At 57.7% G+C, this 21,748-nt stretch carries 21 protein-coding genes and 5 tRNA genes; 16 read left to right on the forward strand and 10 right to left on the reverse strand.

The window, feature by feature from the left end; translation table 11 throughout:
* Positions 1–217 precede the first annotated feature (217 nt).
* Positions 218–418 (reverse strand): DUF3073 domain-containing protein, encoded by a 201-nt coding sequence (locus QKB66_RS11755; protein WP_179294342.1) that lies wholly within the window; start codon positions 416–418, stop codon positions 218–220.
* A gap of 178 nt (positions 419–596) precedes the next feature.
* Positions 597–1,655, reverse strand: coding sequence for a YgfZ/GcvT domain-containing protein (locus QKB66_RS11760; RefSeq protein ID WP_414253367.1), 1,059 nt, complete (start codon positions 1,653–1,655; stop codon positions 597–599).
* Between the two features lie 30 nt (positions 1,656–1,685).
* Between QKB66_RS11760 and QKB66_RS11765 the strand changes: the two genes are divergently transcribed.
* Positions 1,686–2,552: an aminodeoxychorismate lyase gene (locus QKB66_RS11765; RefSeq protein WP_414253368.1), complete on the forward strand. Its 867-nt coding sequence runs from the start codon at positions 1,686–1,688 to the stop codon at positions 2,550–2,552.
* A gap of 8 nt (positions 2,553–2,560) precedes the next feature.
* Here the strand turns inward: QKB66_RS11765 and QKB66_RS11770 are convergent, their stop codons facing one another.
* The gene (locus QKB66_RS11770) at positions 2,561–3,199 is read right to left on the reverse strand and encodes an FABP family protein (RefSeq protein WP_414253369.1); all 639 of its coding nucleotides are present in this window, start codon (positions 3,197–3,199) and stop codon (positions 2,561–2,563) included.
* 53 nt (positions 3,200–3,252) lie between these two features.
* On the opposite strand from QKB66_RS11770, the gene QKB66_RS11775 reads away from it, so the two are divergent.
* Positions 3,253–4,293 carry a diacylglycerol/lipid kinase family protein gene (locus QKB66_RS11775; protein WP_414253370.1) on the forward strand — a complete coding sequence of 347 codons (1,041 nt, stop codon included), beginning with the start codon at positions 3,253–3,255 and terminating at the stop codon, positions 4,291–4,293.
* 2 nt (positions 4,294–4,295) lie between these two features.
* On the opposite strand, the gene QKB66_RS11780 is transcribed toward QKB66_RS11775, so the two are convergent.
* Entirely contained in the window at positions 4,296–5,105 is an 810-nt protein-coding gene (locus QKB66_RS11780; protein ID WP_061924512.1) for a DUF2993 domain-containing protein, read from the reverse strand.
* 33 nt (positions 5,106–5,138) lie between these two features.
* On the opposite strand from QKB66_RS11780, the gene mshD reads away from it, so the two are divergent.
* From mshD to pstB, 5 genes are all read left to right on the forward strand, one after another.
* The gene (gene mshD / locus QKB66_RS11785) at positions 5,139–6,059 is read left to right on the forward strand and encodes a mycothiol synthase (protein ID WP_248093159.1); all 921 of its coding nucleotides are present in this window, start codon (positions 5,139–5,141) and stop codon (positions 6,057–6,059) included.
* Between the two features lie 194 nt (positions 6,060–6,253).
* Entirely contained in the window at positions 6,254–7,348 is a 1,095-nt protein-coding gene (gene pstS / locus QKB66_RS11790) for a phosphate ABC transporter substrate-binding protein PstS (protein ID WP_414253371.1), read from the forward strand.
* A gap of 127 nt (positions 7,349–7,475) precedes the next feature.
* Positions 7,476–8,519, forward strand: coding sequence for a phosphate ABC transporter permease subunit PstC (gene pstC / locus QKB66_RS11795; RefSeq protein WP_248093162.1), 1,044 nt, complete (start codon positions 7,476–7,478; stop codon positions 8,517–8,519).
* A gap of 13 nt (positions 8,520–8,532) precedes the next feature.
* A complete protein-coding gene (pstA, locus tag QKB66_RS11800) occupies positions 8,533–9,444 on the forward strand; it encodes a phosphate ABC transporter permease PstA (RefSeq protein ID WP_414253372.1) in 912 nt (303 codons plus the stop codon).
* Positions 9,445–9,492: 48 nt separating this feature from the next.
* On the forward strand, positions 9,493–10,266 hold the full coding sequence (pstB, locus tag QKB66_RS11805; protein ID WP_061924498.1) for a phosphate ABC transporter ATP-binding protein PstB: 774 nt from the start codon (positions 9,493–9,495) through the stop codon (positions 10,264–10,266).
* 182 nt (positions 10,267–10,448) lie between these two features.
* Here pstB and phoU read toward each other — a convergent pair whose 3' ends face one another.
* Together phoU and dusB are read right to left on the reverse strand one after the other, a co-directional pair.
* Positions 10,449–11,177 (reverse strand): phosphate signaling complex protein PhoU, encoded by a 729-nt coding sequence (gene phoU / locus QKB66_RS11810; RefSeq protein ID WP_414253373.1) that lies wholly within the window; start codon positions 11,175–11,177, stop codon positions 10,449–10,451.
* Between the two features lie 49 nt (positions 11,178–11,226).
* A complete protein-coding gene (dusB, locus tag QKB66_RS11815; protein WP_414253374.1) occupies positions 11,227–12,372 on the reverse strand; it encodes a tRNA dihydrouridine synthase DusB in 1,146 nt (381 codons plus the stop codon).
* A gap of 179 nt (positions 12,373–12,551) precedes the next feature.
* Here dusB and QKB66_RS11820 point away from each other — a divergent pair, with 179 nt between their 5' ends.
* Both QKB66_RS11820 and QKB66_RS11825 read left to right on the forward strand, forming a co-directional pair.
* Positions 12,552–14,054: an acetyl-CoA hydrolase/transferase family protein gene (locus tag QKB66_RS11820; protein WP_070455474.1), complete on the forward strand. Its 1,503-nt coding sequence runs from the start codon at positions 12,552–12,554 to the stop codon at positions 14,052–14,054.
* Positions 14,055–14,164: 110 nt separating this feature from the next.
* Positions 14,165–14,237: transfer RNA gene (locus QKB66_RS11825), tRNA-Lys, on the forward strand.
* A gap of 234 nt (positions 14,238–14,471) precedes the next feature.
* On the opposite strand, the gene QKB66_RS11830 is transcribed toward QKB66_RS11825, so the two are convergent.
* Entirely contained in the window at positions 14,472–14,804 is a 333-nt protein-coding gene (locus QKB66_RS11830) for a metal-sensitive transcriptional regulator (RefSeq protein ID WP_248093165.1), read from the reverse strand.
* A 94-nt stretch (positions 14,805–14,898) separates the two neighbouring features.
* On the opposite strand from QKB66_RS11830, the gene QKB66_RS11835 reads away from it, so the two are divergent.
* Both QKB66_RS11835 and QKB66_RS11840 read left to right on the forward strand, forming a co-directional pair.
* A tRNA-Glu gene (locus QKB66_RS11835) sits at positions 14,899–14,971 on the forward strand.
* A gap of 48 nt (positions 14,972–15,019) precedes the next feature.
* Positions 15,020–15,096, forward strand: a tRNA-Asp gene (locus QKB66_RS11840).
* Between the two features lie 165 nt (positions 15,097–15,261).
* Here QKB66_RS11840 and QKB66_RS11845 read toward each other — a convergent pair.
* Positions 15,262–16,440 (reverse strand): IS256-like element IS1249 family transposase, encoded by a 1,179-nt coding sequence (locus QKB66_RS11845; RefSeq protein WP_005323424.1) that lies wholly within the window; start codon positions 16,438–16,440, stop codon positions 15,262–15,264.
* 494 nt (positions 16,441–16,934) lie between these two features.
* Here QKB66_RS11845 and QKB66_RS11850 point away from each other — a divergent pair.
* From QKB66_RS11850 to QKB66_RS11860, 3 genes are all read left to right on the forward strand, one after another.
* A tRNA-Asp gene (locus QKB66_RS11850) sits at positions 16,935–17,008 on the forward strand.
* 21 nt (positions 17,009–17,029) lie between these two features.
* Positions 17,030–17,102 (forward strand) — tRNA-Phe (locus QKB66_RS11855).
* A gap of 66 nt (positions 17,103–17,168) precedes the next feature.
* Positions 17,169–17,459: a GNAT family N-acetyltransferase gene (locus QKB66_RS11860; protein ID WP_248092775.1), complete on the forward strand. Its 291-nt coding sequence runs from the start codon at positions 17,169–17,171 to the stop codon at positions 17,457–17,459.
* A gap of 90 nt (positions 17,460–17,549) precedes the next feature.
* Here QKB66_RS11860 and epsC read toward each other — a convergent pair whose 3' ends face one another.
* Positions 17,550–18,113, reverse strand: coding sequence for a serine O-acetyltransferase EpsC (epsC, locus tag QKB66_RS11865; protein WP_096337004.1), 564 nt, complete (start codon positions 18,111–18,113; stop codon positions 17,550–17,552).
* Between the two features lie 73 nt (positions 18,114–18,186).
* Positions 18,187–19,122: a cysteine synthase A gene (gene cysK, locus QKB66_RS11870; protein WP_061924471.1), complete on the reverse strand. Its 936-nt coding sequence runs from the start codon at positions 19,120–19,122 to the stop codon at positions 18,187–18,189.
* Positions 19,123–19,379: 257 nt separating this feature from the next.
* On the opposite strand from cysK, the gene ramA reads away from it, so the two are divergent.
* Together ramA and murA are read left to right on the forward strand one after the other, a co-directional pair.
* A complete protein-coding gene (ramA, locus tag QKB66_RS11875; RefSeq protein WP_248092774.1) occupies positions 19,380–20,219 on the forward strand; it encodes an acetate metabolism transcriptional regulator RamA in 840 nt (279 codons plus the stop codon).
* A 76-nt stretch (positions 20,220–20,295) separates the two neighbouring features.
* Positions 20,296–21,564, forward strand: a complete 1,269-nt coding sequence (gene murA / locus QKB66_RS11880; RefSeq protein WP_070497737.1) for a UDP-N-acetylglucosamine 1-carboxyvinyltransferase — start codon at positions 20,296–20,298, stop codon at positions 21,562–21,564.
* The last annotated feature ends 184 nt before the right edge of the window (positions 21,565–21,748 follow it).

A 21,748-nucleotide genomic window follows, 5' to 3' on the forward strand; every position in this document is an offset into this window, starting at 1 on the left:
TCACCATTTGTTCCTCACCATTTGGAAATGCCGGCCGAGGGAAGGCTGAAGGAAGGCCGAGGGAAGAGTAGGGGCAGCCCAGGCAGACCAGGGAAGCGGCCGTGAAGAGCAGGGTAGCGCGGGAAAGAGCCAGGCAGCGGCCAAAAGCAAAAGGCCGCAACCACGCGAAGCGGCTGCGGCCTACAGCTGGAGTCCCAGCGGCGAAAAGGAAAGCGCCTTAGCGCTGGTCCTCCTCGTCGTCTTCGTCCCACTCGTCGACGTAGTCGGCGTAAGGATCCTCGTCCTCGTAATCGTGGGAGTTGTTCGGGTTTTGGGAGGCAAGCTCCCGCTGGAGCGAATCCAGATCCATTTCAGGCGAATTGTACTTCAGCTGGCGTGCAACTTTGGTCTGCTTTGCCTTTGCGCGTCCGCGTCCCATGTGCATGACCCCCTTGAGGTGAGTAGGGCGTTCCAGGGATTCTTGGACGCCCCATCGGCTTAAATCTAAAAGTGTATCTTCCTGTTAGACACAATAGCCTGTGTGACGAAAAAATTCCGCACCACCCCCCTACATATGCCAAAACGAGTGGGATAACTCGCGCAGAGGGCTAAATGAGTTATCGGCCACGCAACTTTTCTACCGCAGCTCGTCCCGCCTTCGGGCCCTCATCGACGGGGATTGAGTCATTTTCCACGGATGCAGCGACATCCCCAATGGAAAGCTGTTGGCCGCTCAAAGCCGAGCGCTTGACCAGCGCGAGTGCGATGGGACCAAAGTCGCAGTCATCGACCACTGTGCCGAGACGTCCCACGCGGCGCCCGCCGAGAGTAACGTCCGCACCAATCTCCGGACGAGTAGGCGCCGAACCATCCAGATAAAGCATCACCAAAAGCCGCGGCGAGCGGCCGAGATTCTCCACCCGGGCGACGGTCTCCTGGCCGCGGTAGCACCCCTTGTTCAGGTGCACGAATGCCGGCGCATCCCCGCGTGAAATCCAGTGCGGGACCTCGTGGGCAATCGCCTTTGCATCCAGGTCCGCGGCGAGCTCCGGCTCCAGCGCCTTTACACGCTCGGCGGTGTAGGCCATCAGTCCCACCAAGGTTCCGCCAGCCGATTCCAGTTCCGCCACGGCAGCCTCTAGCTCTTCACGCGGGACGAGATAGTCCGCGCGCTGCGGGCCGCGCCAGGCGACGTCGCGCGACACCACCGCGCTCGCTGGCGCCGGCAGGGCAGAACCCAGCACGGTGATAACCGCTAAGGGCGCTTCTTCTACCGTCACCTGGGACCAGAAGATCATCTTGGTCAAAAAATCCAGCAGCGAAGAAAACTGGGCTTCTGGAATATCCAGGTAGAAGGCCTCGCCAACTCGGGTGAGATCCATGTGGTGGAGCACGTGGCCCTGTATGTCTAGGTCGAGGGCGCCGGCGCTGAAGCCAGAGGGGGCGTCGTCAAGCTTTTGCGATAACAAGTTGTTGAGGAAGGTCGCAGCCTCTGGGCCCTCGACCTTGATGACGCGGCGCTGGGAGCGGTCCACGATCCCGGAGCCGGTTTCGATGATCCTTTGCTCCTTGAGCGGGTTACCGTAGTGCCAGGCGACGCCCGCGGCGTCGATTGCAGTGGCGTCTTGGAACTCAGCGGCGCCTGTGCGCGCTAAAAGTGGGGAAGAATAGCTCACGAGATCCGATGGTAGGGCATAATAAAAATTATGGAGTTCACGCCTCGAAAAGAGCCGGTCATCTACGTTGTAGAGCCCTATGGTGGCTCTGTGCGCAAGCATCTTCCGTCGCTGCCACTTATCTATTGGGATGACGCCGCTGTCACTCGCGGCGACGGCATCTTTGAGTCGCTGCTGGTGCGTGATGGCAAGGTAGCCAACCTTGCCCGGCACAGCGCGCGCTTTGTGAACTCAGCGCAGGCCCTCGAGCTGCCGGAACCGCAGATTGAAAAGTGGAAGGAAGCCACCGAACTCGCCATCGCGGATTACTTCGGCGGTGATGAGACAAGCGAGGCCAAGTGCACGTGGACATATACCCGCGGGCGTGCCTCGACGGGCCACCCGAGCGCTTGGGTCGTGGTGCAGGCAATCGATAAAAAGCTACTTGAGCAGCGCGAGAAGGGCGTCAAAGTAATGACTACCCCGCGCCTGTGGCACGTGGCCGAGGAACTGCCCGCCAAGACGCTGAACTACGCTGCCACCATGGCTACCTTGCGCCTGGCAAAGGGGAAGGGATTTGATGACGTCATCTTCGTCGACCCAGACAGCGGCATTGTCTTGGAAGGCGCTACCTCCTCCGTCGTGGCAGTGCGTGGAAACAAGCTGCGCACCCCGGCAGCGAAGGGGATTCTCTCCGGCACCACGCAGGCTGCGCTCTTCGAATACGCGCAGCAGCAGGGCTATCGCTGCAAGGCTAAGGAAATCACGCCGGAGTATCTTGAGCGCTGCGATTCGGTGTGGTTGGTCTCTTCAGTACGCACCGCCGTGCGCGTTACAAGCCTCAATGACGCAAAGCTAAAGGCCCCGGATAACGCTGCGGAAATTCGAGGCCTGCTTGATGCCGCGCTTGCGCGGTAGGGCTTAATCTAGCCTGCTACGCGCTCAAGCTCAGCGGACATGTACGGGCGCATCTCGTCGTCGACCATGCGCTCGTCAACCCAACCCAGGTTGTTGTTCGGCATCAAGCCGTACATGCGCTTGCCTGGGCCGAAGTTTTTCGGTCCGGTTTCGGTAACCATGGTGGAGGCGGACTCGAGCTGCCATGCACGCTCGTTGAAAGGCTCGCCGTAGAAGATCTCCACGATTCCGTTAGAGGAGGTGTAGGTCATCTCGATCTCGTCCTTCAAGGAGATTCGCCAGTAACCGGATTCGCGGATATCGGCACCCTGTGGCTTGCCCTCGGTGTCGATGCGCCAGGTGCGAGAGCTATAAGTCAGGTAATTCTCGCCGTCGTGGCTGACAATAAGCTGCTGACCAAAGGTGTACTGCTCGCCGGAAGCATCGTGGGCCTGGCCTTCGCCTTGCCAGACGCCTACGAGGGGAAGAAGGGCTAGCAGGCCGTCGTGAAGCGACGGGCCCTGGCGCAGGTTAGCGGTTTCCTGCGGCAGAGGGTTGTTGCCGAGTTCCATGGCCGGGATGTTGCGGTTCGCTGCGTCCTTCCATGCCTCGGCGGCATTGTTGACAGCGTCGTTGCCATTTAGCTTTTCGTTGCTATTTTCGCTCATGACGCACCAGCCTAGTCGCCTTAAAGGGATATAAACCACTAGGCTGGTTCGCTGTGCGAGCATTAATGATTTCAAATCCGAACTCGACTTCGCAGAGCGATGCTTTATTCAGGCAGGTCATTCCGCTGTTGCGAGATGTCGAAGGCGTCCACCTGCGCATGCAATTTACCCATTATGCGGGGCATGCAGAAGAGAGCGTGCGCGGTCTTCGGCGTGCGGATTATGACGCCATTGTCGTCTTTGGTGGCGACGGTACGGTTAATGAGGTTGTCAACGGATTGCTCGGTCCGGCAGACAATGACCAGCGCCCGGCTCCGGAGGAGCTGCCGGTGCTCGGCGTTATTCCGACTGGTTCTGCCAACGTTTTCGTCCGCGCTTTAGGCATTCCGAATACCCCTGTGGAGGCCGCCCACGTACTGGCACGCCTGCTGGAGCGCGATACTCGGCGCACCATTCGCCTTGGCACCTGGAACGAGCGCTGGTTCGCGGTCAACGCCGGCTTTGGCCTCGATGCGGATGTCTTGGCGCGCGTGGATCGTGCCCGTGAGATGGGCTTTGCGGCCACCCCGTTGCGTTATCTGACGGTCTCCGCACAGGCTTATCTGCGTGCGCGCGTCATTCCACCGGAGATTTCCGTCCATGCGGTCAATCGTGATGGCAAGGAATTTACTGCGCACAAGGTGCCTTTGATGTTTACCTCCAATACCAACCCGTGGACCTTCTTGGGCCCGCTGCCGGTGGTTACTAACCCGCGCAATTCTTTTGACAAGGGTCTGGGGCTCTTCGGCGTTTCTGACTTGGGCGGCATTCACGGTTTGGTGGGCATGCTGCACCTGATGGGCGTTGATCGCAAGCGCGTGTTGAGCAAGATTACCCAGGCCCGCGCACTGCAATTCGACGATGCGCAGGTGGTCGACCTGGAAACGCCGACCCCGAAGCGCTTCCAGGCCGATGGTGAGTCCGAAGGCAAGTTCACCAAGGTGCATTTGGAGTCGGTGGCAGATGCCATCGAGGTCTTTGCGCCTTCGCAGCCGCGCCCACCGCATGAGCGCAGCGTGCGCGAGATTCTTCGCGATCTGGTGCGGATTAAGTAGCGCTAGCTGGCCTGACCAACGCGCTGGGCGGTGTCCACGGCGCGCTTTTCCGCGTCCTTCACCGCCTTTTCCTCCGAACCCTCGATTTCGAGAGGGGACAGTTGGGTGGACTTCAACTTGATGTTGCGGCGCTGCACCTCAAAGGTGATGGAGCCACCATGCAGTTTCACGGACGTCGCCTGTGCAGGCAGCGGTAGGTCGCGGGTGTCGAATTGCATCGAGAAGGCCTTTTTCAGGCGCGGATCCTCGGTGTCGTAGACATTCATGTGGAATTGCTCGCCAACCAGGCGCAGCGCGACCTTTGCCGTTGACTTCTTTTTATCTCCTGGCAGCGTACCCGTCAGCTCTGCCTCGGCTGCGGTGCCGCCGATAGGGGAGATGTTGTCGGGGTTTGCAATCGAAAGATCAGTAATGCCCATCAGCCTGCCCAGCGCCACGCCATCCAGGCTGATGCTGCGGGTATAGGTCGAGACGGGGGCGCCTTCGAATTTCCCGCTAAAGACTTGTTGCGGGGTAATGGTGATATCGCGCATGGTGGTCGAAGCATTGACCATGCCTAGCTTTGGCACCTCGACGTCGAGAGATTGCACCTCGAGATAAGGAATCTCTTTGGTCAGTGTGGCGAGCGTATAAGGGAAGCCGCCAATGTAGACGTCGGGAGTATTTTCGAGGCGCGAGACAGCCTTCGATTCTTGGGCCACGGTGTGCTCTGCGTGCATGGCCACGGCAGAATCCGAAAGCCAGGCGAGGGTGCCCACGATGGCGACGATGCCGAGGCGGACAACGTTGCGGTTGATTTGCAGAACAGTCACTCTTCTATTCTTACCGCACGTACGCTGGTGGGTATGAATATCGAAACCTATCAACTTCCAGAGTGCCCAGAACTCGCAGGCAAGCTCAAAAAAATCGCTGATTTAGCACGGGGCGTCGACGGTATTGCGCCCCTGTCGGAGCAATTCATCTTGGGCCTGGATGACGCGCGCTTGGAACACACGCACTTGGTGCTCAGCGACGCCGCGGAGCCGGTAGGCCTTGCAGCTGTCGCCGGAGACGACGCTGAGATGTTTATCCACCCCGAATATCGCGGCCGTGGCTGGGGCAACGAGCTGCTGAATGCCGTACGGGCGATAAAGCCTGCGGCAAATGTCTGGGCCCACGGCAATCTGCCGGCAGCCCAGGCTGTGGCGCAGAAGAACCACATGGAAAAGGTGCGTCAGCTTCTGGTCATGGAGGTTGCCGGTAAGGATTTGGCAAAGCACTCCACGCTTGGCGACGCCCCGTATACTCCCGCCAACTTCACCGATTCGGTAGAGCGGTGGGGCACGGACTTGGTCGAGCAGGAATGGGTGCGGGCCAACAACGAAGCCTTTTCCTGGCATCCGGAGCAAGGCGGATGGGATATAGAGCGTTTGCACCGCGGGATGGAAGCGGAATGGTTCGATCCGGCAGATGTCCTTTTCTATTGGGACACCAAGAAAGACGATGATGAGGCAGCCCCCGTGCTGGCCGGATTCCACTGGACAAAATGGCACACGGAGGAAACTGATGAGTTTGGTGAGGTTTATGTGATCGGCATTTCGGAGGCTTATCGCGGCCAAGGTTTGGGAAAGCCTTTGCTGCGTTATGGCCTGAATCGAATGGTGGAAAAGGGTGCTGACCGTGTGATTCTCTATGTCGAGGCGGGCAATGAACCGGCTGTAAAGCTTTATGAACGCCTCGGATTTAGCGTCATTGAAGATCACTCTGTCTACTCAGGGCGTGATTAGTCTCACCAGCTTTGGCTACATGTTCACTTGTTGTTCACCTGAAACCACCTCTGCGGTTAACCCGCCGCGGATAGCTTTACATTTCGTGAGTTAACCGCGGTGTTGGTAGTTCTCTTTCAACTCTTTCGCTTTTGCCAATGCGATGTGCGGTTTACTCGGATAACAATCTCTGTTCTGCTTTGGAAAGGTTTCCTGTGATCCGCAACTTCAAGCGCACCGCTGCAATCTTCGGCATTGTTGCCGCAACCTCCACCGGCCTTGTTGCCTGCTCTGAATCCGATTCGGGTTCTGAGGGCGGCTCTGAGGTCTCCGGTGACCTCACCGGTGAGGGCGCATCCTCCCAGAAGAGCGCAATGTCCGTCTTTGAGAAGGCCTTCCTGGACGAGCACCCAGACGCTAACTTCTCCTACACCTCCTCCGGCTCCGGTGCGGGCGTTGAGGCTTTCACCAACGGCACCGTTGACTTCGCTGGTTCCGACTCCGCTCTGAAGGAGGACAAGGGTGAGATTGAGGCTGCCAAGAAGCGTTGCGAGGGCAACGACGCATGGCACCTGCCAACCACCATCGGCCCGGTTGCAATCGCATACAACCTGGGTGACAAGGAAGTAAACCTGAAGACCGAGACCCTGGCAAAGATCTTCAAGGGCGAGATCACCAAGTGGAACGACGAAGAGATCAAGGCTTCCAACGAGGGCGTTGACCTCCCAGACACCGACATCACCGTCATCTTCCGTTCTGACGAGTCCGGTACCTCCGACAACTTCCAGAAGTTCCTGAAGACCGCCACCGGCAACTGGGACAACGAGGGCAAGCAGTTCCCGGACGCTGTCGGCGAGGGCGCAAACGGTTCCTCCGGCGTTGCTGACCAGGTTGCTTCCATCGACGGTGCAATCACCTACGTTGAGGCTGGATACGCACACCAGAAGGAGTCTGACGGCGTCAAGATTGCCAAGATCGACTTCGGCAACGGCCCGGTTGAGCTGTCCAACGAGACCGTCGGCGTTGCACTCGACAACCTGAAGTTCAAGGAGACCGGCTCCGAGCACAACATGGTTGTTGACTCTGAGGCGCTCTTCGGTTCCGACACCAAGGGTTCCTACCCGCTCATCCTGACCACCTACAACATCGTTTGCTCCGCTGGTTACGATGAGGAAACCTCCGCACTGGTCAAGGCTTTCTTCAAGACCGTTCTGGATAACCAGAGCTCCGACCTCGAGTCCGCTGGATTCATCCCTGTTACCGGTGACCACCTCGAGCGTCTGAAGTCTGCTGTTGACGCAATCCAGTAATTTGCTGGATACGCAATAAAAGACAGCACCGTCCGCCCCCAAATCCGTTCATTAGAGCGCCTTTGGGGGCTGCGGTGTGTTGCACATTCATTTCCAAAGTTTCCGTTGAAAAGGATTTCGTAGTCTCATGGCAGACAACAATCTCACCACGGCGCCACCAAATGAGCAGAAAGAAGCCGCCTCGCGGCCTGCTTCTTCTACTGGTAGCTCCGAGGCCGCAACCGTGAAGTCCGGTTCGGGTGTAAAGCGCCCAGGTGACCGAATTTTCGAGTTTCTCTCCACCGCCTCCGCAACCTTAATCACCGTGATGATCGCTGCCATCGCAGCCTTCCTGATTTGGCGTGCTGTGCCTGCACTGAACGTCAACGAGGGCGGCTTCCTAGGCTTTTTCACCTACGGTCAGCGCTGGGAGACTAACAACACAGACGCAATGCAGTTCGGTATCCCGACCATGTTCGGCTCCACGGTGCTCATTTCCGTCGTTGCCTTGCTGATTGCGATGCCGGTTGCGCTTGGCATTGCTATCTTCCTTTCCAACTACGCTCCGGCCCGCGCAGTGAAACCGCTTGGCTTCTTGGTCGACATGCTCGCTGCCGTTCCGTCCATCGTTTACGGTCTGTGGGGCTGGCAGGTTCTTGGCCCGGCTCTTTCGGGCTTCTATAAGTGGATTCATTCGTGGGCTGGCGGCTTCTTCCTGTTCACCACCTACGACAATTCGCCTTCCTTCGAGACCGGCCGCAACATCTTCACCGGTGGCATCGTGCTGGCAGTGATGATTCTGCCCATCATCGCCGCCACCGCGCGTGAGGTCTTTGTGCAGACCCCACCGGGCCAGATTGAGTCCGCGTTGGCGCTGGGCGCGACCCGCTGGGAAGTTATCCGCATGACCGTCCTGCCTTTTGGTATGTCCGGTTACATCGCCGGTTCCATGCTGGGCCTGGGCCGTGCGCTGGGTGAGACCATGGCGCTGTACATGGTTGTCTCGCCGCTGATTGACTTCCGCTTCTCGCTCTTTGACGGAGGTACTACCTTCGCAACGGCGATTGCCCTGGCAGCTTCCGAGTTCGGTAACGAGATGCGTGCAGGTGCATATATCGCGGCCGGTCTCATGCTGTTCCTCCTGACCTTCGTGGTCAACGCCATTGCCCGTTCCATCGTGAAGAACAAGTAGGAGGAAGCAAACAATGTCTACTCCAGTAAAGACTCTGCCCCAGAATTCCGGTTCTGCCTTCCTCGATATCTCTGCAGGCCGCAAGACTGCCAACAACGTCGCCACCATCATCGTGTGGGCCACGATGATTCTGGCCATGATTCCGCTCGTCTGGGTTCTGTGGGAGCTTTTTGCTCGCGGTGCCGGCGCCATTTTCACCCCTGAATGGTGGACTACCTCGCAGCGCGGCATCCTCGACACCGAAGCTGGTGGTGGTGCACTCCACGCCATTATCGGTACTTTCGTGCAGACGATTCTCGCGACGATTATCTCCGTGCCAATCGGTATCTTCACCGCTATCTATCTGGTGGAGTACTCCCGCGGTGGCCTGCTGAGCCGCCTGACCACCTTCATGGTGGACATCCTCTCTGGTGTTCCTTCTATCGTTGCTGCACTGTTCGTCTTCGCAATGTGGATTACTCTCTTCGGCTTCGAGCGCTCCGGTATGGCTGTGGCACTTTCCTTGGTGCTGCTGATGATTCCAATCGTCGTTCGTAACACGGAGGAGATGCTGCGCGTCGTCCCGATGGACCTGCGTGAGGCTGCCTATGCGCTGGGTGTGCCGAAGTGGAAGACCATCGCCCGCATCGTTCTGCCGACCGCTCTGTCCGGCATCGTCACCGGCATCATGCTGGCCGTTGCCCGCGTCATGGGTGAGTCCGCACCGGTTCTGGTCTTGGTCGGCTCGACCTCTTCCATCAACTGGGACGCAATGGATGGCGCAATGTCTTCCTTGCCGCTGATGATGCTTGATATGTACAAGTCCGGCGCCCAGCCGGCCGTTCTGGACAAGCTGTGGGGCGCGGCACTGACGCTGGTCCTGCTGATTGCAATCCTCAACATTGCGGCGCGCTTCGTTTCTGCGAAGTTCTCCGTCAAGAAGTAACACGCCCGCCCGCCATACCTAAAGCCCCTCAACAGGAGTAAATCAAAAATGTCAAAGCTTGAGCTCAATGACGTGAACATCTACTACGGTGATTTCCACGCCGTACAGAACGTCAACATGCAGATCCCAGCACAGGCAGTTACTGCGTTCATCGGCCCTTCCGGCTGCGGTAAGTCCACCGTTCTGCGCACCATCAACCGCATGCACGAGGTCATCCCTGGCGCTTCCGTCAAGGGTGAGATCCTGCTCGACGGCCAGAACATCTACGGCCCAAAGGTTGACCCGGTTTCCGTCCGCAACACCATCGGCATGGTCTTCCAGAAGGCAAACCCGTTCCCAACCATGTCCATCGAGGACAACGTTGTCGCCGGCCTGCGTCTGTCCGGTGAGAAGAACAAGAAGAAGCTGAAGGAAGTCGCTGAGAAGTCCCTGCGTGGCGCAAACCTATGGGATGAGGTTAAGGACCGTCTGGACAAGCCGGGCGGCGGCCTGTCCGGTGGTCAGCAGCAGCGTCTGTGCATTGCTCGCGCGATTGCCGTGGAGCCAGAGGTTCTCCTCATGGACGAGCCTTGCTCCGCACTGGACCCAATTTCCACCTTGGCCGTTGAGGACCTTATCCACGAGCTGAAGGAAAACTTCACCATCGTCATCGTGACCCACAACATGCAGCAGGCAGCGCGTGTGTCCGACAAGACCGGTTTCTTCTCTCTCGAGGCCACCGGCAAGCCGGGACACCTGGTGGAGTTCGATGACACCACCACCATTTTCAAGAACCCGTCTAAGAAGGACACTGAGGACTACATCTCCGGCCGCTTCGGCTAAGCCTTAGTAGCTTTCATGTAGCAGACGGATAAACCCCGCTTCCTTTGAAATAAGAGGGAAGCGGGGTTTAGCGTTATTAAGGATAATGAAAATTGATCTAAATAGACAGTTTTCGGGAAACGCCTGTAGTTGGATTGAATGTGCTTCAGCGTTGCCTTAAAGGTCTAGCTACCTAGTAAGGATTAACGGCGGAACTGGCGTTCGAGCTCGGCCATGCGGGACTCGAACTCTTTGTCCCTTTCTTCCTCGCTTAATTTGGCCATATAGGCTTCCGGAGCGAGCCCGGTGGACAGGTAAATGATGCGGCCGGCCACGCTGACGCAGTGATCGGCGAAACGCTCGTAGTAGCGGGTCGTTTGGGAAGTTTCCACGGCCTCGCGCACGCTTGCTTTCCACTCCCGATTCGTCAGGATGGACAAAAGGTAGCGGTTGATGTCATCTACCGCATCATCTTCAGAGGCCATCCGCAGGGCGGTATCGGGGTCCGGGGTCACTAAGATTTCGCGCAACATCCTAATCATGTCGTCGTTTAAGCGTGCGAGCTCCTCAAAATAGCCGATGTACTCTGCGGGCACCACGTTATCTGGGTGGCGGCGGCGGGCACCCGATGCCACGTGCTGGGCCAGACGGCCCATGCGGTGGAGGTCTTCCACGATGTAGATGGAGGAGACGACCTGGCGGAGATCTTTGGCCATGGGATTTTCGAGCGCGAGCAGCAAGACAGCGCGCTCCTCACAGCGGTTACGGACTTCGTCCAGTTCCTCGCGCAAAGACATGGCCTCTTCAGCGGAGTGGAGTTCGGACTCAATCAGTGCTTCAGAGGCGAGCTTTAAGGTGTTATGGACGATGTCGCACATGATAATGAGGTCGTGCGAGAAGCTATCTAGATGTTCGCGATATGCGGTGCGCATGTCGAAAATGATAGACCACTTTTTGGTCTAATGCTCGTTATGGCTATATCTATCCGCCCGAATGCATAATTTCCGCACCTTCCGGCACAGTTGCGTCCTCTGGATCGTCCAGCCAACCCTCGGGTAGAACCACCTTGGCGGGTGAGCCTTGACGCCCACGTGCGCCATCCGCGTCGTCGGCAAGCGCCTGCGAATCGGCCCACGGTGCCAGCAATTCGCGCAGGTTATTTACCGAATCCACGCGCGAAAGGCCCGAGCGTACCTCGCCTCCTACGGGGAATCCGCGCAGGTACCAACCCACGTGCTTACGGATATCGCGGCTGGCCTGACGCTCGCCATCGTGCTGCGCCAGCAGCTCCGCATGTCTAATCATAATCTGCGTCACTTCGCCCAAGGTTGGCTCGGAAGGAATTGGCTCGCCACGCAGCTCCGCAGACAGTTCTGCGAAGAGCCAGGGGCGGCCGAGGCAACCGCGCCCGACGACGACACCGTCGCAGCCCGTCTGCTCCATCATGGCGCGGGCATCGGTGGCCTTGAAGATATCTCCGTTGCCCAGCACCGGGATGCCGGTATCGGCTAGATGCTCCTTGAGCCGTGCGATCTCATTCCAATCGGCATGGCCGGAGTAGCGCTGCGCGGCTGTGCGCCCATGCAAGGCGACGGCCGCGGCACCCTCCTCCACTGCGATGCGTCCTGCGTCCAAGTGCGTGTGGTGCTCGTCGTCGATGCCCACGCGCATCTTCACGGTAACCGGAATGTCGGTGCCCTCTGTGGCCTTAACTGCGGCGGCGACGATGTTGCCGAAGAGACGGCGCTTATAGGGCAGAGCTGAGCCGCCACCGCGACGAGTTACCTTGGGCACGGGGCAGCCGAAATTCATGTCGATGTGATCGGCCAAGTTTTCATCAACGATCATCTTTGCTGCCTTGTAGGTGTACTCCGGATCGACGGTGTACAGCTGTAGCGAGCGTGGATTTTCGTCTGGCCCGAACGTGGTCATGTGCATGGTCTTTTCATTGCGCTCGACCAACGCGCGAGCGGTGACCATCTCGCATACATATAGTCCGGAGACCGTTCCGGTCTTCGCAATTTCTTGTTCCCGGCAGAGCGTGCGGAAGGTCACGTTGGTTACGCCCGCCATAGGGGCTAGGACAACGGGGGAGTTGAGCTCGATTTTTCCGATTGCAAGATTCACGCAGCCAATTGTGCTCTTTGGGCAGGTGGCGTGGCAAGTTTGGCGCGTCGTTGTGACGGGGGTGTGTAAGTTTGCGAAGTTTTCGGTAAAACCTCAACAAGTTCGCTAATGTGGTGCATGTAACTTAAAGGGGCTGATCGTGTCGTACGGTCGGCCCTATATATAAAGGAGGATTTACTTTGACCGATAGGATCGGATACGTGCCGTTTAAGGAACTTGTCGTTTCTGCTGAAGAAGCTGCAAAGTTTGTCAATCACGGTGACCGCGTCGGTATCTCAGGCTTTACCGGTGCGGGCTACCCAAAGGCGCTGCCTACCGCCATCGCTGAAAAGGCAAAGGCTGCACACGCTGCTGGTGAGGAATTCAAGATCGATGTCTTCTCCGGCGCTTCCACCGCACCGGATTGTGACGGTGTGCTGGCAGAGGCGGACGCACTGCGCTTCCGCTCTCCGTACAACTCCGATCCGACTCTGCGTAACAAGGCCAACGCAGGCGAGATTCTTTACCAGGACATTCACCTTTCCCACTCCGGCCAGCAGGTAGAGGAGGGCTTCTACGGCGATTTCCAGGTCGCAATCATCGAGGTTGTCCGCATCCTGGAAGACGGCAACATCATCCCGTCTTCTGCAGTGGGCAATAACCTGGAATACATCGAAGCTGCAGACAAGATTATTCTCGAGGTAAACACCTGGCAGTCCGAGAACCTCGAGGGCATGCACGACATTTACAAGATCGAGAAGCTGCCTAACCGCCAGCCAATCCCGATCACCAAGGTTGATGACCGCATCGGTACCCCGTACATCGAGCTGCCGACCGAAAAGGTTGTCGCAGTCGTTGAGACCAATGCTCCGGACCGCAACGCGCCATTTAAGGCTCCGGATGAGGTATCCGAGAAGATCGCCGCTAACTTCATCGAGTTCCTTGAGGGCGAGGTTGCTGCTGGCCGCCTGGAGTATGACAAGTTCATCATGCAGTCCGGCGTGGGTAATGTCCCGAACGCCGTGATGGCAGGCCTGCTGGAGTCCAAGTTTGAAAACATCCAGGCCTACACCGAGGTCATCCAGGACGGCATGCTCGACCTTATCGACGCCGGCAAGATGTCTGTCGCTTCCGCTACCTCCTTTGCACTTTCCCCGGAGTACGCAGAGAAGATGAACGCTGAGGCAGAGCGCTACCGCAAGCACATCATTCTGCGTCCGCAGCAGGTCTCCAACCACCCTGAGGTCATCCGCCGCGTGGGTCTTATCTCCTCCAACGGCATGATTGAGGCCGATATTTACGGCAACATCAACTCCACCAACGTTGGCGGCTCCCGCATCATGAACGGCACCGGCGGCTCCGGTGACTTCACCCGCAACGGTTACATCTCCACGTTCGTTTCCCCGTCTGTGGCAAAGGGTGGCGCAATCTCCGCGATTGTTCCTTTCGTTTCCCACACTGACCATACCGAGCACGACACCATGGTCATCATAACCGAGTACGGTGTCGCTGACCTGCGTGGTCTCGCACCGCGTGAGCGCGTGGAAAAGATCATCGCTGTGGCGCACCCGGATTACCGTCCGCTGCTGGAGGAGTACTACGAGCGTGCTTCCGCCAACAAGTTCGTCCACACCCCGCACGATCTGAAGACCGCCTTCGACTTCCAGATCAACTTCGCCGAAAAGGGCGACATGCGCGGCTAAGCAAACTCAGCGGCATTTAGCCCCTGACGAGCAAACATGACTGGCTCCCCGCAATAAAGTGGGGGCCAGTTTCGTTTCTTTAGCGGGGCCTACTAAAATGATTTCGCGATGGGCCTTTAGCTCAGCTGGTAGAGCTACGGACTTTTAATCCGCAGGTCCCGGGTTCGAGCCCCGGAGGGCCCACATTTGATTCCCCTTGGTAAAAGCCAAGGGGAATTTTTATGCCCACCTTGTGCCTTGTTTATGAAGTGTCCCGAATTGTTGGACTGGTTTAATTCTGGCGCAGTTTCGGGGTAACTCATCGTCGTGCTGGAGTTGTTCCTTTCCCTGTCTAGGGGCTAGGGAGAGCTCGTGCTTAATCTAATCAGACCTTTGAAGTGTCGCTGAAGATTCGCATGATGTGTTGGTTGGGGGGCGTTAGCTCTTAACCAGCTTGCGAATAGCCGTCATGGCCTCTTCTAGCTTCTCTTTGGCCAGTTCACCGTCTTCGGCGGCGGCACCGGCTACGCAGTGCTCAATATGGTCTTCGAGTAAGGCCAAAGAGATATTTTCCAGCGCGGAGGTTACTGCGGAGATCTGCGTGATGATGTCAATACAGTATTTGTCTTCTTCGATCATGCGGTGGATGCCGCGCGTTTGACCCTCGATGCGCTTCAAACGCGCCAAATACCTCGCTTTGTTTTTGCTGTCCGCATTATACCCGTGCACGTGAGGCTCATGACAGGCGCAGGTATGTTGCTGGTCAGACATGGTTTTCTGCGTTCATCTAGGGGTTCCTTTCAGGGCGATTTTGTAACGCGCGGCTCCTCCAGTATATTTTTAAGACGTTGCTACAGAGCAATGGGCCCCCATCGTCTAGCGGCCTAGGACACCGCCCTTTCACGGCGGCGGCACGGGTTCGAATCCCGTTGGGGGTACGAAGCTTCTTGCTTCATGCCGACCTTTCAAAGGTCAAAATTCAATATGGCCCTGTGGCGCAGTTGGTTAGCGCGCCGCCCTGTCACGGCGGAGGTCGCGGGTTCAAGTCCCGTCAGGGTCGCCATATTGATAAGCCGGTTCCAGTGATGGAGCCGGCTTTTTGCTTTCTTTCGGTTAAGGCCCCGCTCGAGATCCACTGGGGGCCATTACTGTGTAGGGGTGAGTTGGAACAGGGGGCTGTTTCGGGTTAAGGGTCAAAATGTGTGTCTGGCTCGGCGTGTCGCGGGGGTTAGATTTGGCCTTTTTGAATGCCGATTGAGTGGGTGTAGTCGGTGTCGATAGCGTTGTCGTAGAGGGCTGGGCGTCCTGTTTCGTGGTCGGCTTGGTTCTCGGTTTGGGTCAGGGTGGATACTTTGGCGAGTTGGCCCTGGCCCCAGTCGGACTGCCTGGCGATTCGTACTGGATCGTCAGGCAGTTCCGTTTTTAAGTAGAGCCACCAATCCAGCATGCGGCGTTGTCGTTCGCCTGATCTGCCGCGGTGGGTTCTGGCGAGCAGTTTGAGCTGGGCGTTGATGCCGCCTTCTAAGCTGTTGGTGGTGGATTTGATCCGCTCGGGCGCAAGGACTCCTGCTGGCGGGTTGAGGTAGACAAACAGCATCTCGGACCGCCAAAGATGGTTGAGGCTGTTGTAGGCCTTGCGCACGTTGTGGTGGGTCCACACGCGGGTCCATGCACCTGTTTTGGGGTCTTTGATCATGGTTTTCTCGTTCATCCATTCCCGGTAGATCGTTGAAAACTCGTGCAGTTGCACACCCCACGCGGCGGCTTCATCCAGTGTGGTGATCCGGGTCAGTTTCAGCGCAAGTCGGTAGATGGTGCGCCCGGCATCGGTGCGTGGGTTGGTGGTGGTGTAGCGGCGGACCACGCGTTGGGCGTGGACGAGGCAGCGTTGAATTTTCGTAGTCGGCCAGCACTTTTTGATTGCGCTGTATGCGCCTTGGCCGCCGTCGATGACGGCGATGAGTGGGGCTTCGATGCGTTCAAGCAGCAGTTGGTAGTCGCGGGTGGTTTCGTGTTTGCACCAGTGCCAGGCGATCACGTGGTCGATGGTCGCCGCGACGATCAGGCAGCCACCGGCGGTGTAGGTGCCATCGAGAAATACCTGGTCGTAGATCCGCTTGTGGTGGCCGGCGGTGGGGTCAGGCACATCAACGAGCCAGCACCACTTGAAGCGCCGCTTCATGGTGGCGCGGCTAACACCGTTTCGTTTGGCTAGGTCGTCGAGTGATATTGCGGTGGTGCAATGCTCGATGAACTGGGTGAACACTGCCGCGTTGGTGATGTCGTTTCGACGTTTGACGCTGGAGGCGCCGCATTGTTTGCAGCGCCATCTGGTGGTGCCTTTGCTGGTGGTGCCGTTGCGTTTCATTTCACCGCCGCAGTGGCAGCGTGGTTGGTTCTTCGACATTGCGACACCACACCACGCCGCGCATAGCACATCACGGCTGCCACACCGAGGATTTCCCGTCGGGGGCTAGATATATGCTTCCGGAGCATATACTTTCCGGAAACCTACAGGTCAATCCGTGAAAATCCGCGATTCCGGACACACTTTTTGACCCTTAACCCGCTGTTTCACCGGGGTGGGACTTAGAGGTGTAGCGCGTTCTTCAAAAACGTCTTTATGGCGACGTATAGGGCCGCTGAAGCCGTGAGGTGTGGCTCGGGCTCGAAGAGGCGGCGTCGGCAAGCGCACGCGCCTTTATAGTGCCTTATATGGCTTGGCCTGAAATCTTTGCGTGTATGCGCCCGCTTATATTTCACGCATGTCTCATGCGGCCTCTGGGAAAATTAGTGCGCAAAAGTAGCGAAAACCGTAGTTAAACTGCAGATTTGTTTGAATTCGGCAACGTTGTGTAAAGTAACTATCCGTGCCCAATGAGGTACGAAAAATTGAAAAATGGCCCTGTGGCGCAGTTGGTTAGCGCGCCGCCCTGTCACGGCGGAGGTCGCGGGTTCAAGTCCCGTCAGGGTCGCCGAAGTCACTTGTGGCTTCTGGCCAGATAGCTCAGTCGGTAGAGCACACGCCTGAAAAGTGTGGGGTCGCCAGTTCGATCCTGGCTCTGGCCACAAAATAGGTCCCCTTCTTTTGGAAGGGGACCTTTTTGGTTTTCGGTGATGGTTTAATGGGGCTCTATGACTGTCCAGAAACCAGTAATCAACCACGAGCCAGATAATGCCCGCTACGTCATCGCCGTAGGGGGTGAGGAAGCAGGTTACGCCGAGTACGCCGATTCGGGTGACGTTCGCGATTTCCAACACACCGTTGTGCACGAGCGCTTCCAAGGCCAAGGGTTGTCGAAGCCTCTCATCAAAGCCGCGCTTGACGACGCCGCCTCGTCCAACAAGCGCGTACTTGCTACTTGCTCTGCCGTCGCACGCTTTATTGAGAAGAACGAAACTTATAAGGAGTTGCTGGCGCACTAAGCACACCGAAAATGACAAAAGGCTGGGCTGCCTGCTCCGCACTTGCGTACAAGACGCGGAGCAGGCAGCCCAGCCTCGATGTGTGTGGACCTAGATGTAATAGTCGGGGTCGACGAGCTTGATGCGCTCTTCCTTCTTACGCGGACGGTTCTTTGCTGGAATACCAATAGCAATGTGCTCTGCTGGCACATCCTTGGTGACAACTGCGTTTGCGCCAATAGCAGAGCCCTCACCGATGGTGATGGGACCTAGCACCTTGGCGCCAGCGCCAATCGTGACGTTGTCTTGGACAGTGGGGTGGCGTTTGGTTTGGGTGAGCACCTGGCCGCCCAACGTGACGCCGTGATAGATCATCACGCCCTCGCCGATTTCGGCGGTCTCACCAATGACGATTCCCATGCCATGGTCGATGAAGAACCGACGTCCAATGGTGGCTCCAGGGTGGATTTCGATTCCGGTCCAGAAACGATTGATTTGCGCAAGGATGCGCGCAGGGCCGCGCCAACCGCGCTTCCACATCCAATGACAGATGCGGTGCACCCAGATGGCATGCAGGCCAGAGTAGACTATGGCGTTCTCCACATCTCCTCGGGCCGCGGGATCGTGGTCACGGGCATTCGCCAAATCCTCGCGAATCATCTTTAGGACGTTCATGTGGTACATACTACTGGCAAAGAAAAAGCACCCACCAATAAGATGGGTGCTTTTCATTCAAACGACAGGCAAATTATGCCTCGCGGATGTCCTCAAACAGAACGGTGGAGACATAACGCTCACCAAAGTCCGGCAGAACCGCAACGATGGTCTTGCCCTCGAACTCTGGGCGAGCAGCCAGCTTGAGCGCTGCGGAGATGTTTGCGCCGGCGGAAATACCCACCAGCAGGCCTTCCTCGGTAGCTAGCTTGCGGGAGGTCTCAATTGCCTCTTCGTTGGTGGCGGTCATGACCTCGTCGAGCAGCTCGCGGTCCAGTACCTCTGGGACGAAGTTTGCGCCGATGCCCTGGATCTTGTGCGGGCCAGCGTGGCCCTCAGACAAAACAGGGGAGTCAGCCGGCTCGACGGCAACTAGGTGGAGGTCGGCATTCTTGGACTTCAGGTAGCGGCCCACACCGGTGACGGTGCCGCCAGTGCCGACGCCGGCGACGAAAGCATCAACCTTGCCTTCGGCGTCGTTCCAGATCTCTGGGCCGGTGGTTGCCTCGTGGATCTTCGGGTTTGCCTCGTTGGCGAACTGGGAAGCCAGGATGGCGTTGTCGTTGTTGGCGATGATCTCATTCGCCTTGTCGACGGCACCCTTCATGCCGGCTGCACCTGGGGTCAGGACGATCTCTGCGCCATAAGCGCGCAGCAGCACCTTGCGCTCGTTGGACATGGTCTCCGGCATGGTGAGGATGACTTTGTAGCCAAGGGTAGCGCCAGCGAAGGCCAGCGCGATGCCGGTGTTGCCGGAGGTGGCCTCGACGATGGTGCCGCCTGGCTTGAGCTCGCCGGCTTCTACCGCGGCGTCGATAATAGCCTTGCCAATGCGGTCCTTAACGGAGTTAGCAGGGTTGAAGGATTCGACCTTTACCAGCACCTCTGCGCCGAGGCCCTCCGTCAGACGGTTCAGGCGAACCAGTGGGGTATTGCCGATGGTTTCCAGAATGTTGTTGTAGACAGCCACTTTGGGGACTCCTTGGAAAATATCTTTGTGCGTACCCTAGCCACTGTACACCTCGCTACTAGACCAAGCGGTACATGACTTCTGAACCGATCATTCGGGCACTGGCTGTGGGATTTGGATCGTGCTTTGGCAGTAAGGCGATTTATTCTTACCCCCATTGGCCGGTTATACTGCGGGGAACGTGTTCTTTTACCCCCGAATCGCATGGTGGGTATGGGTGCACCTACTGGTTACCCCCAACTAGGAGAGAGATTCTCATGGAGCCGCATCGCCTCAAAGATGACGACGAAGCCGTACGCGCCGCACTGTCTTCCCTGAAGACCGCAACCGGCATTCCCGTCACGATGTACGGAACCCTGCTTCCCGATAATCGTCTGCAGATCACCCAGTGGGTTGGCCTGCGCACGCCGGCTTTGCAAAACCTGATTAGTGATGCTGGAGTCGGAGTGGGCGGCCGTGTTGTCAGCACGCGCCGTGCAGTAGGTGTTTCGGACTACGCTCGTGCGACCACCATTTCGCATGAAAATGACCGCTACATTCAGGACGAAGGTCTGCACTCCATCGTGGCTGTTCCGGTCACGGTGCAGCGTGAGATCCGCGGCGTCCTCTATGTCGGCGTGCACTCTCCAGTACGTCTGGGAGACAAGGTTATTGAGGAAGTAACCATGACCGCCCGTTGTCTGGAGCAGGATTTGGCGGTTAATTCCGCAATGCGCCGCGTCGATGGCGGCAAGAGCGGCGCTGCCCGCGGCCACGTCATGAATGGTGCGGAGTGGGAGCAGGTGCGCTCCACCCACTCCAAGCTGCGCATGTTGGCTAATCGCGTAGACGACGAGGATCTGCGCAAGGAACTTGAGGCTTTGTGCGACCAGATGGTTTCCCCGGTCCGCGTTAAGCAGTCTACGAAGCTTTCCGCCCGTGAGCTTGATGTCCTGTCTTGCGTGGCGCTTGGCCACACCAACGTAGAGGCGGCTGAGGAAATGGGCATCGGTGCAGAGACCGTGAAGTCCTATCTACGCTCCGTGATGCGCAAACTCGGTGCGCATACCCGTTACGAAGCGGTCAATGCCGCTCGCCGTATCGGCGCATTGCCCTGATATACATGGTTCTTCTACCCGGATGCCCCTGAAACTTGCAGAAGTTTTTCAGGGGCATCCGGTAGTTTAGGAAGATGTGAAAGACCAATTTATTGTCTCTGGTGGTGCACGGCTCGAAGGCACGGTTGTGGTTGATGGCGCGAAAAACAGCGTCCTGAAGCTCATGGCCGCCTCGCTTTTGGCGGAAGGCACCACGACGTTGACCAACTGCCCGCAGATTCTCGACGTCCCGTTGATGCGCAAGGTTCTAGAAGGCCTAGGCTGCGAAGTAACTATCGACGGCGACGTCGTTACGATTACCGTCCCCGAAAAGCTCCACTCAAACGCGGACTTCGATGCTGTACGGCAGTTCCGCGCTTCTGTTTGCGTGCTGGGTCCGCTGACCTCTCGCTGCGGTCATGCGAAGATTGCCCTCCCCGGTGGCGATGCCATCGGTTCGCGCCCGCTGGATATGCACCAATCGGGTCTGGAGAAGATGGGTGCACGTACCCATATTGAGCATGGCGCGGTAGTAGCTGTGGCCGATGAGCTCCACGGCGCCAACATTCGCTTGGACTTCCCATCCGTCGGTGCAACCGAGAACATTCTTACCGCCGCTGTCCTCGCAGACGGTGAGACCGTCTTGCGTAATGCAGCCCGCGAGCCAGAGATCGTTGATCTTTGCATGATGCTCAAGGAGATGGGCGCAGATATCGAGGGCGAAGGCACCTCCACCATCACGATCCGCGGCGTGGAAAAGCTGCATCCCACTGAGCACAAGGTAATCGGTGACCGTATTGTTGCCGGTACCTGGGCATATGCTGCAGCGATGACGCAGGGGGATATCACTGTTGGCGGTGTCGCGCCCCGTCACCTGCACCTACCGCTGGAGAAGCTGAAGTCCGCTGGTGCCGAAATCGAAGATTATGACAACGGTTTTCGCGTTCGCATGAACGGCCGACCAGCTGCGGTGGATTACCAAACGCTTCCGTTCCCGGGCTTCCCAACTGACTTGCAGCCGATGGCGATTGGCCTTTCCGCCGTTGCCGAAGGCACCACGGTCATCACGGAGAACGTCTTCGAGTCGCGATTCCGCTTCGTGGATGAGATGCTCCGTCTCGGCGCCGATGCGCAGGTGGATGGCCACCACGTTGTTATTCGTGGTCAGCAGCGACTTTCTTCCACCCATGTTTGGAGCTCCGATATTCGTGCCGGCGCTGGGTTGGTGCTCTCTGCATTGTGCGCAGATGAAGTAACCACCGTTCACGATGTCTTCCACATCGATCGTGGCTACCCGAACTTCGTTGAGAATCTCTCGCGTTTGGGCGCTGACATCAAGCGCACCCAGGAGCCGGAGACGTACTAAGCGCTTTACGACGCCCTGTTTATCCCCAGTATGCACCTAAAAATGCGGTGTGTACTGGGGATTTGTGTTGTTTGTGGGGTGGGGGCTAAATTAATCCAGGTCGCAACGAGTTGGCCGAGAGGTTAACTAAGTTGTGGTTCGGATGAATTTTTCTTCACGGATTTGACATTGGTTGAATCGGTGG

This window comes from Corynebacterium sp. c25Ua_89 (assembly GCF_047459735.1).
In the GTDB taxonomy this organism is placed as follows: domain Bacteria; phylum Actinomycetota; class Actinomycetes; order Mycobacteriales; family Mycobacteriaceae; genus Corynebacterium; species Corynebacterium simulans.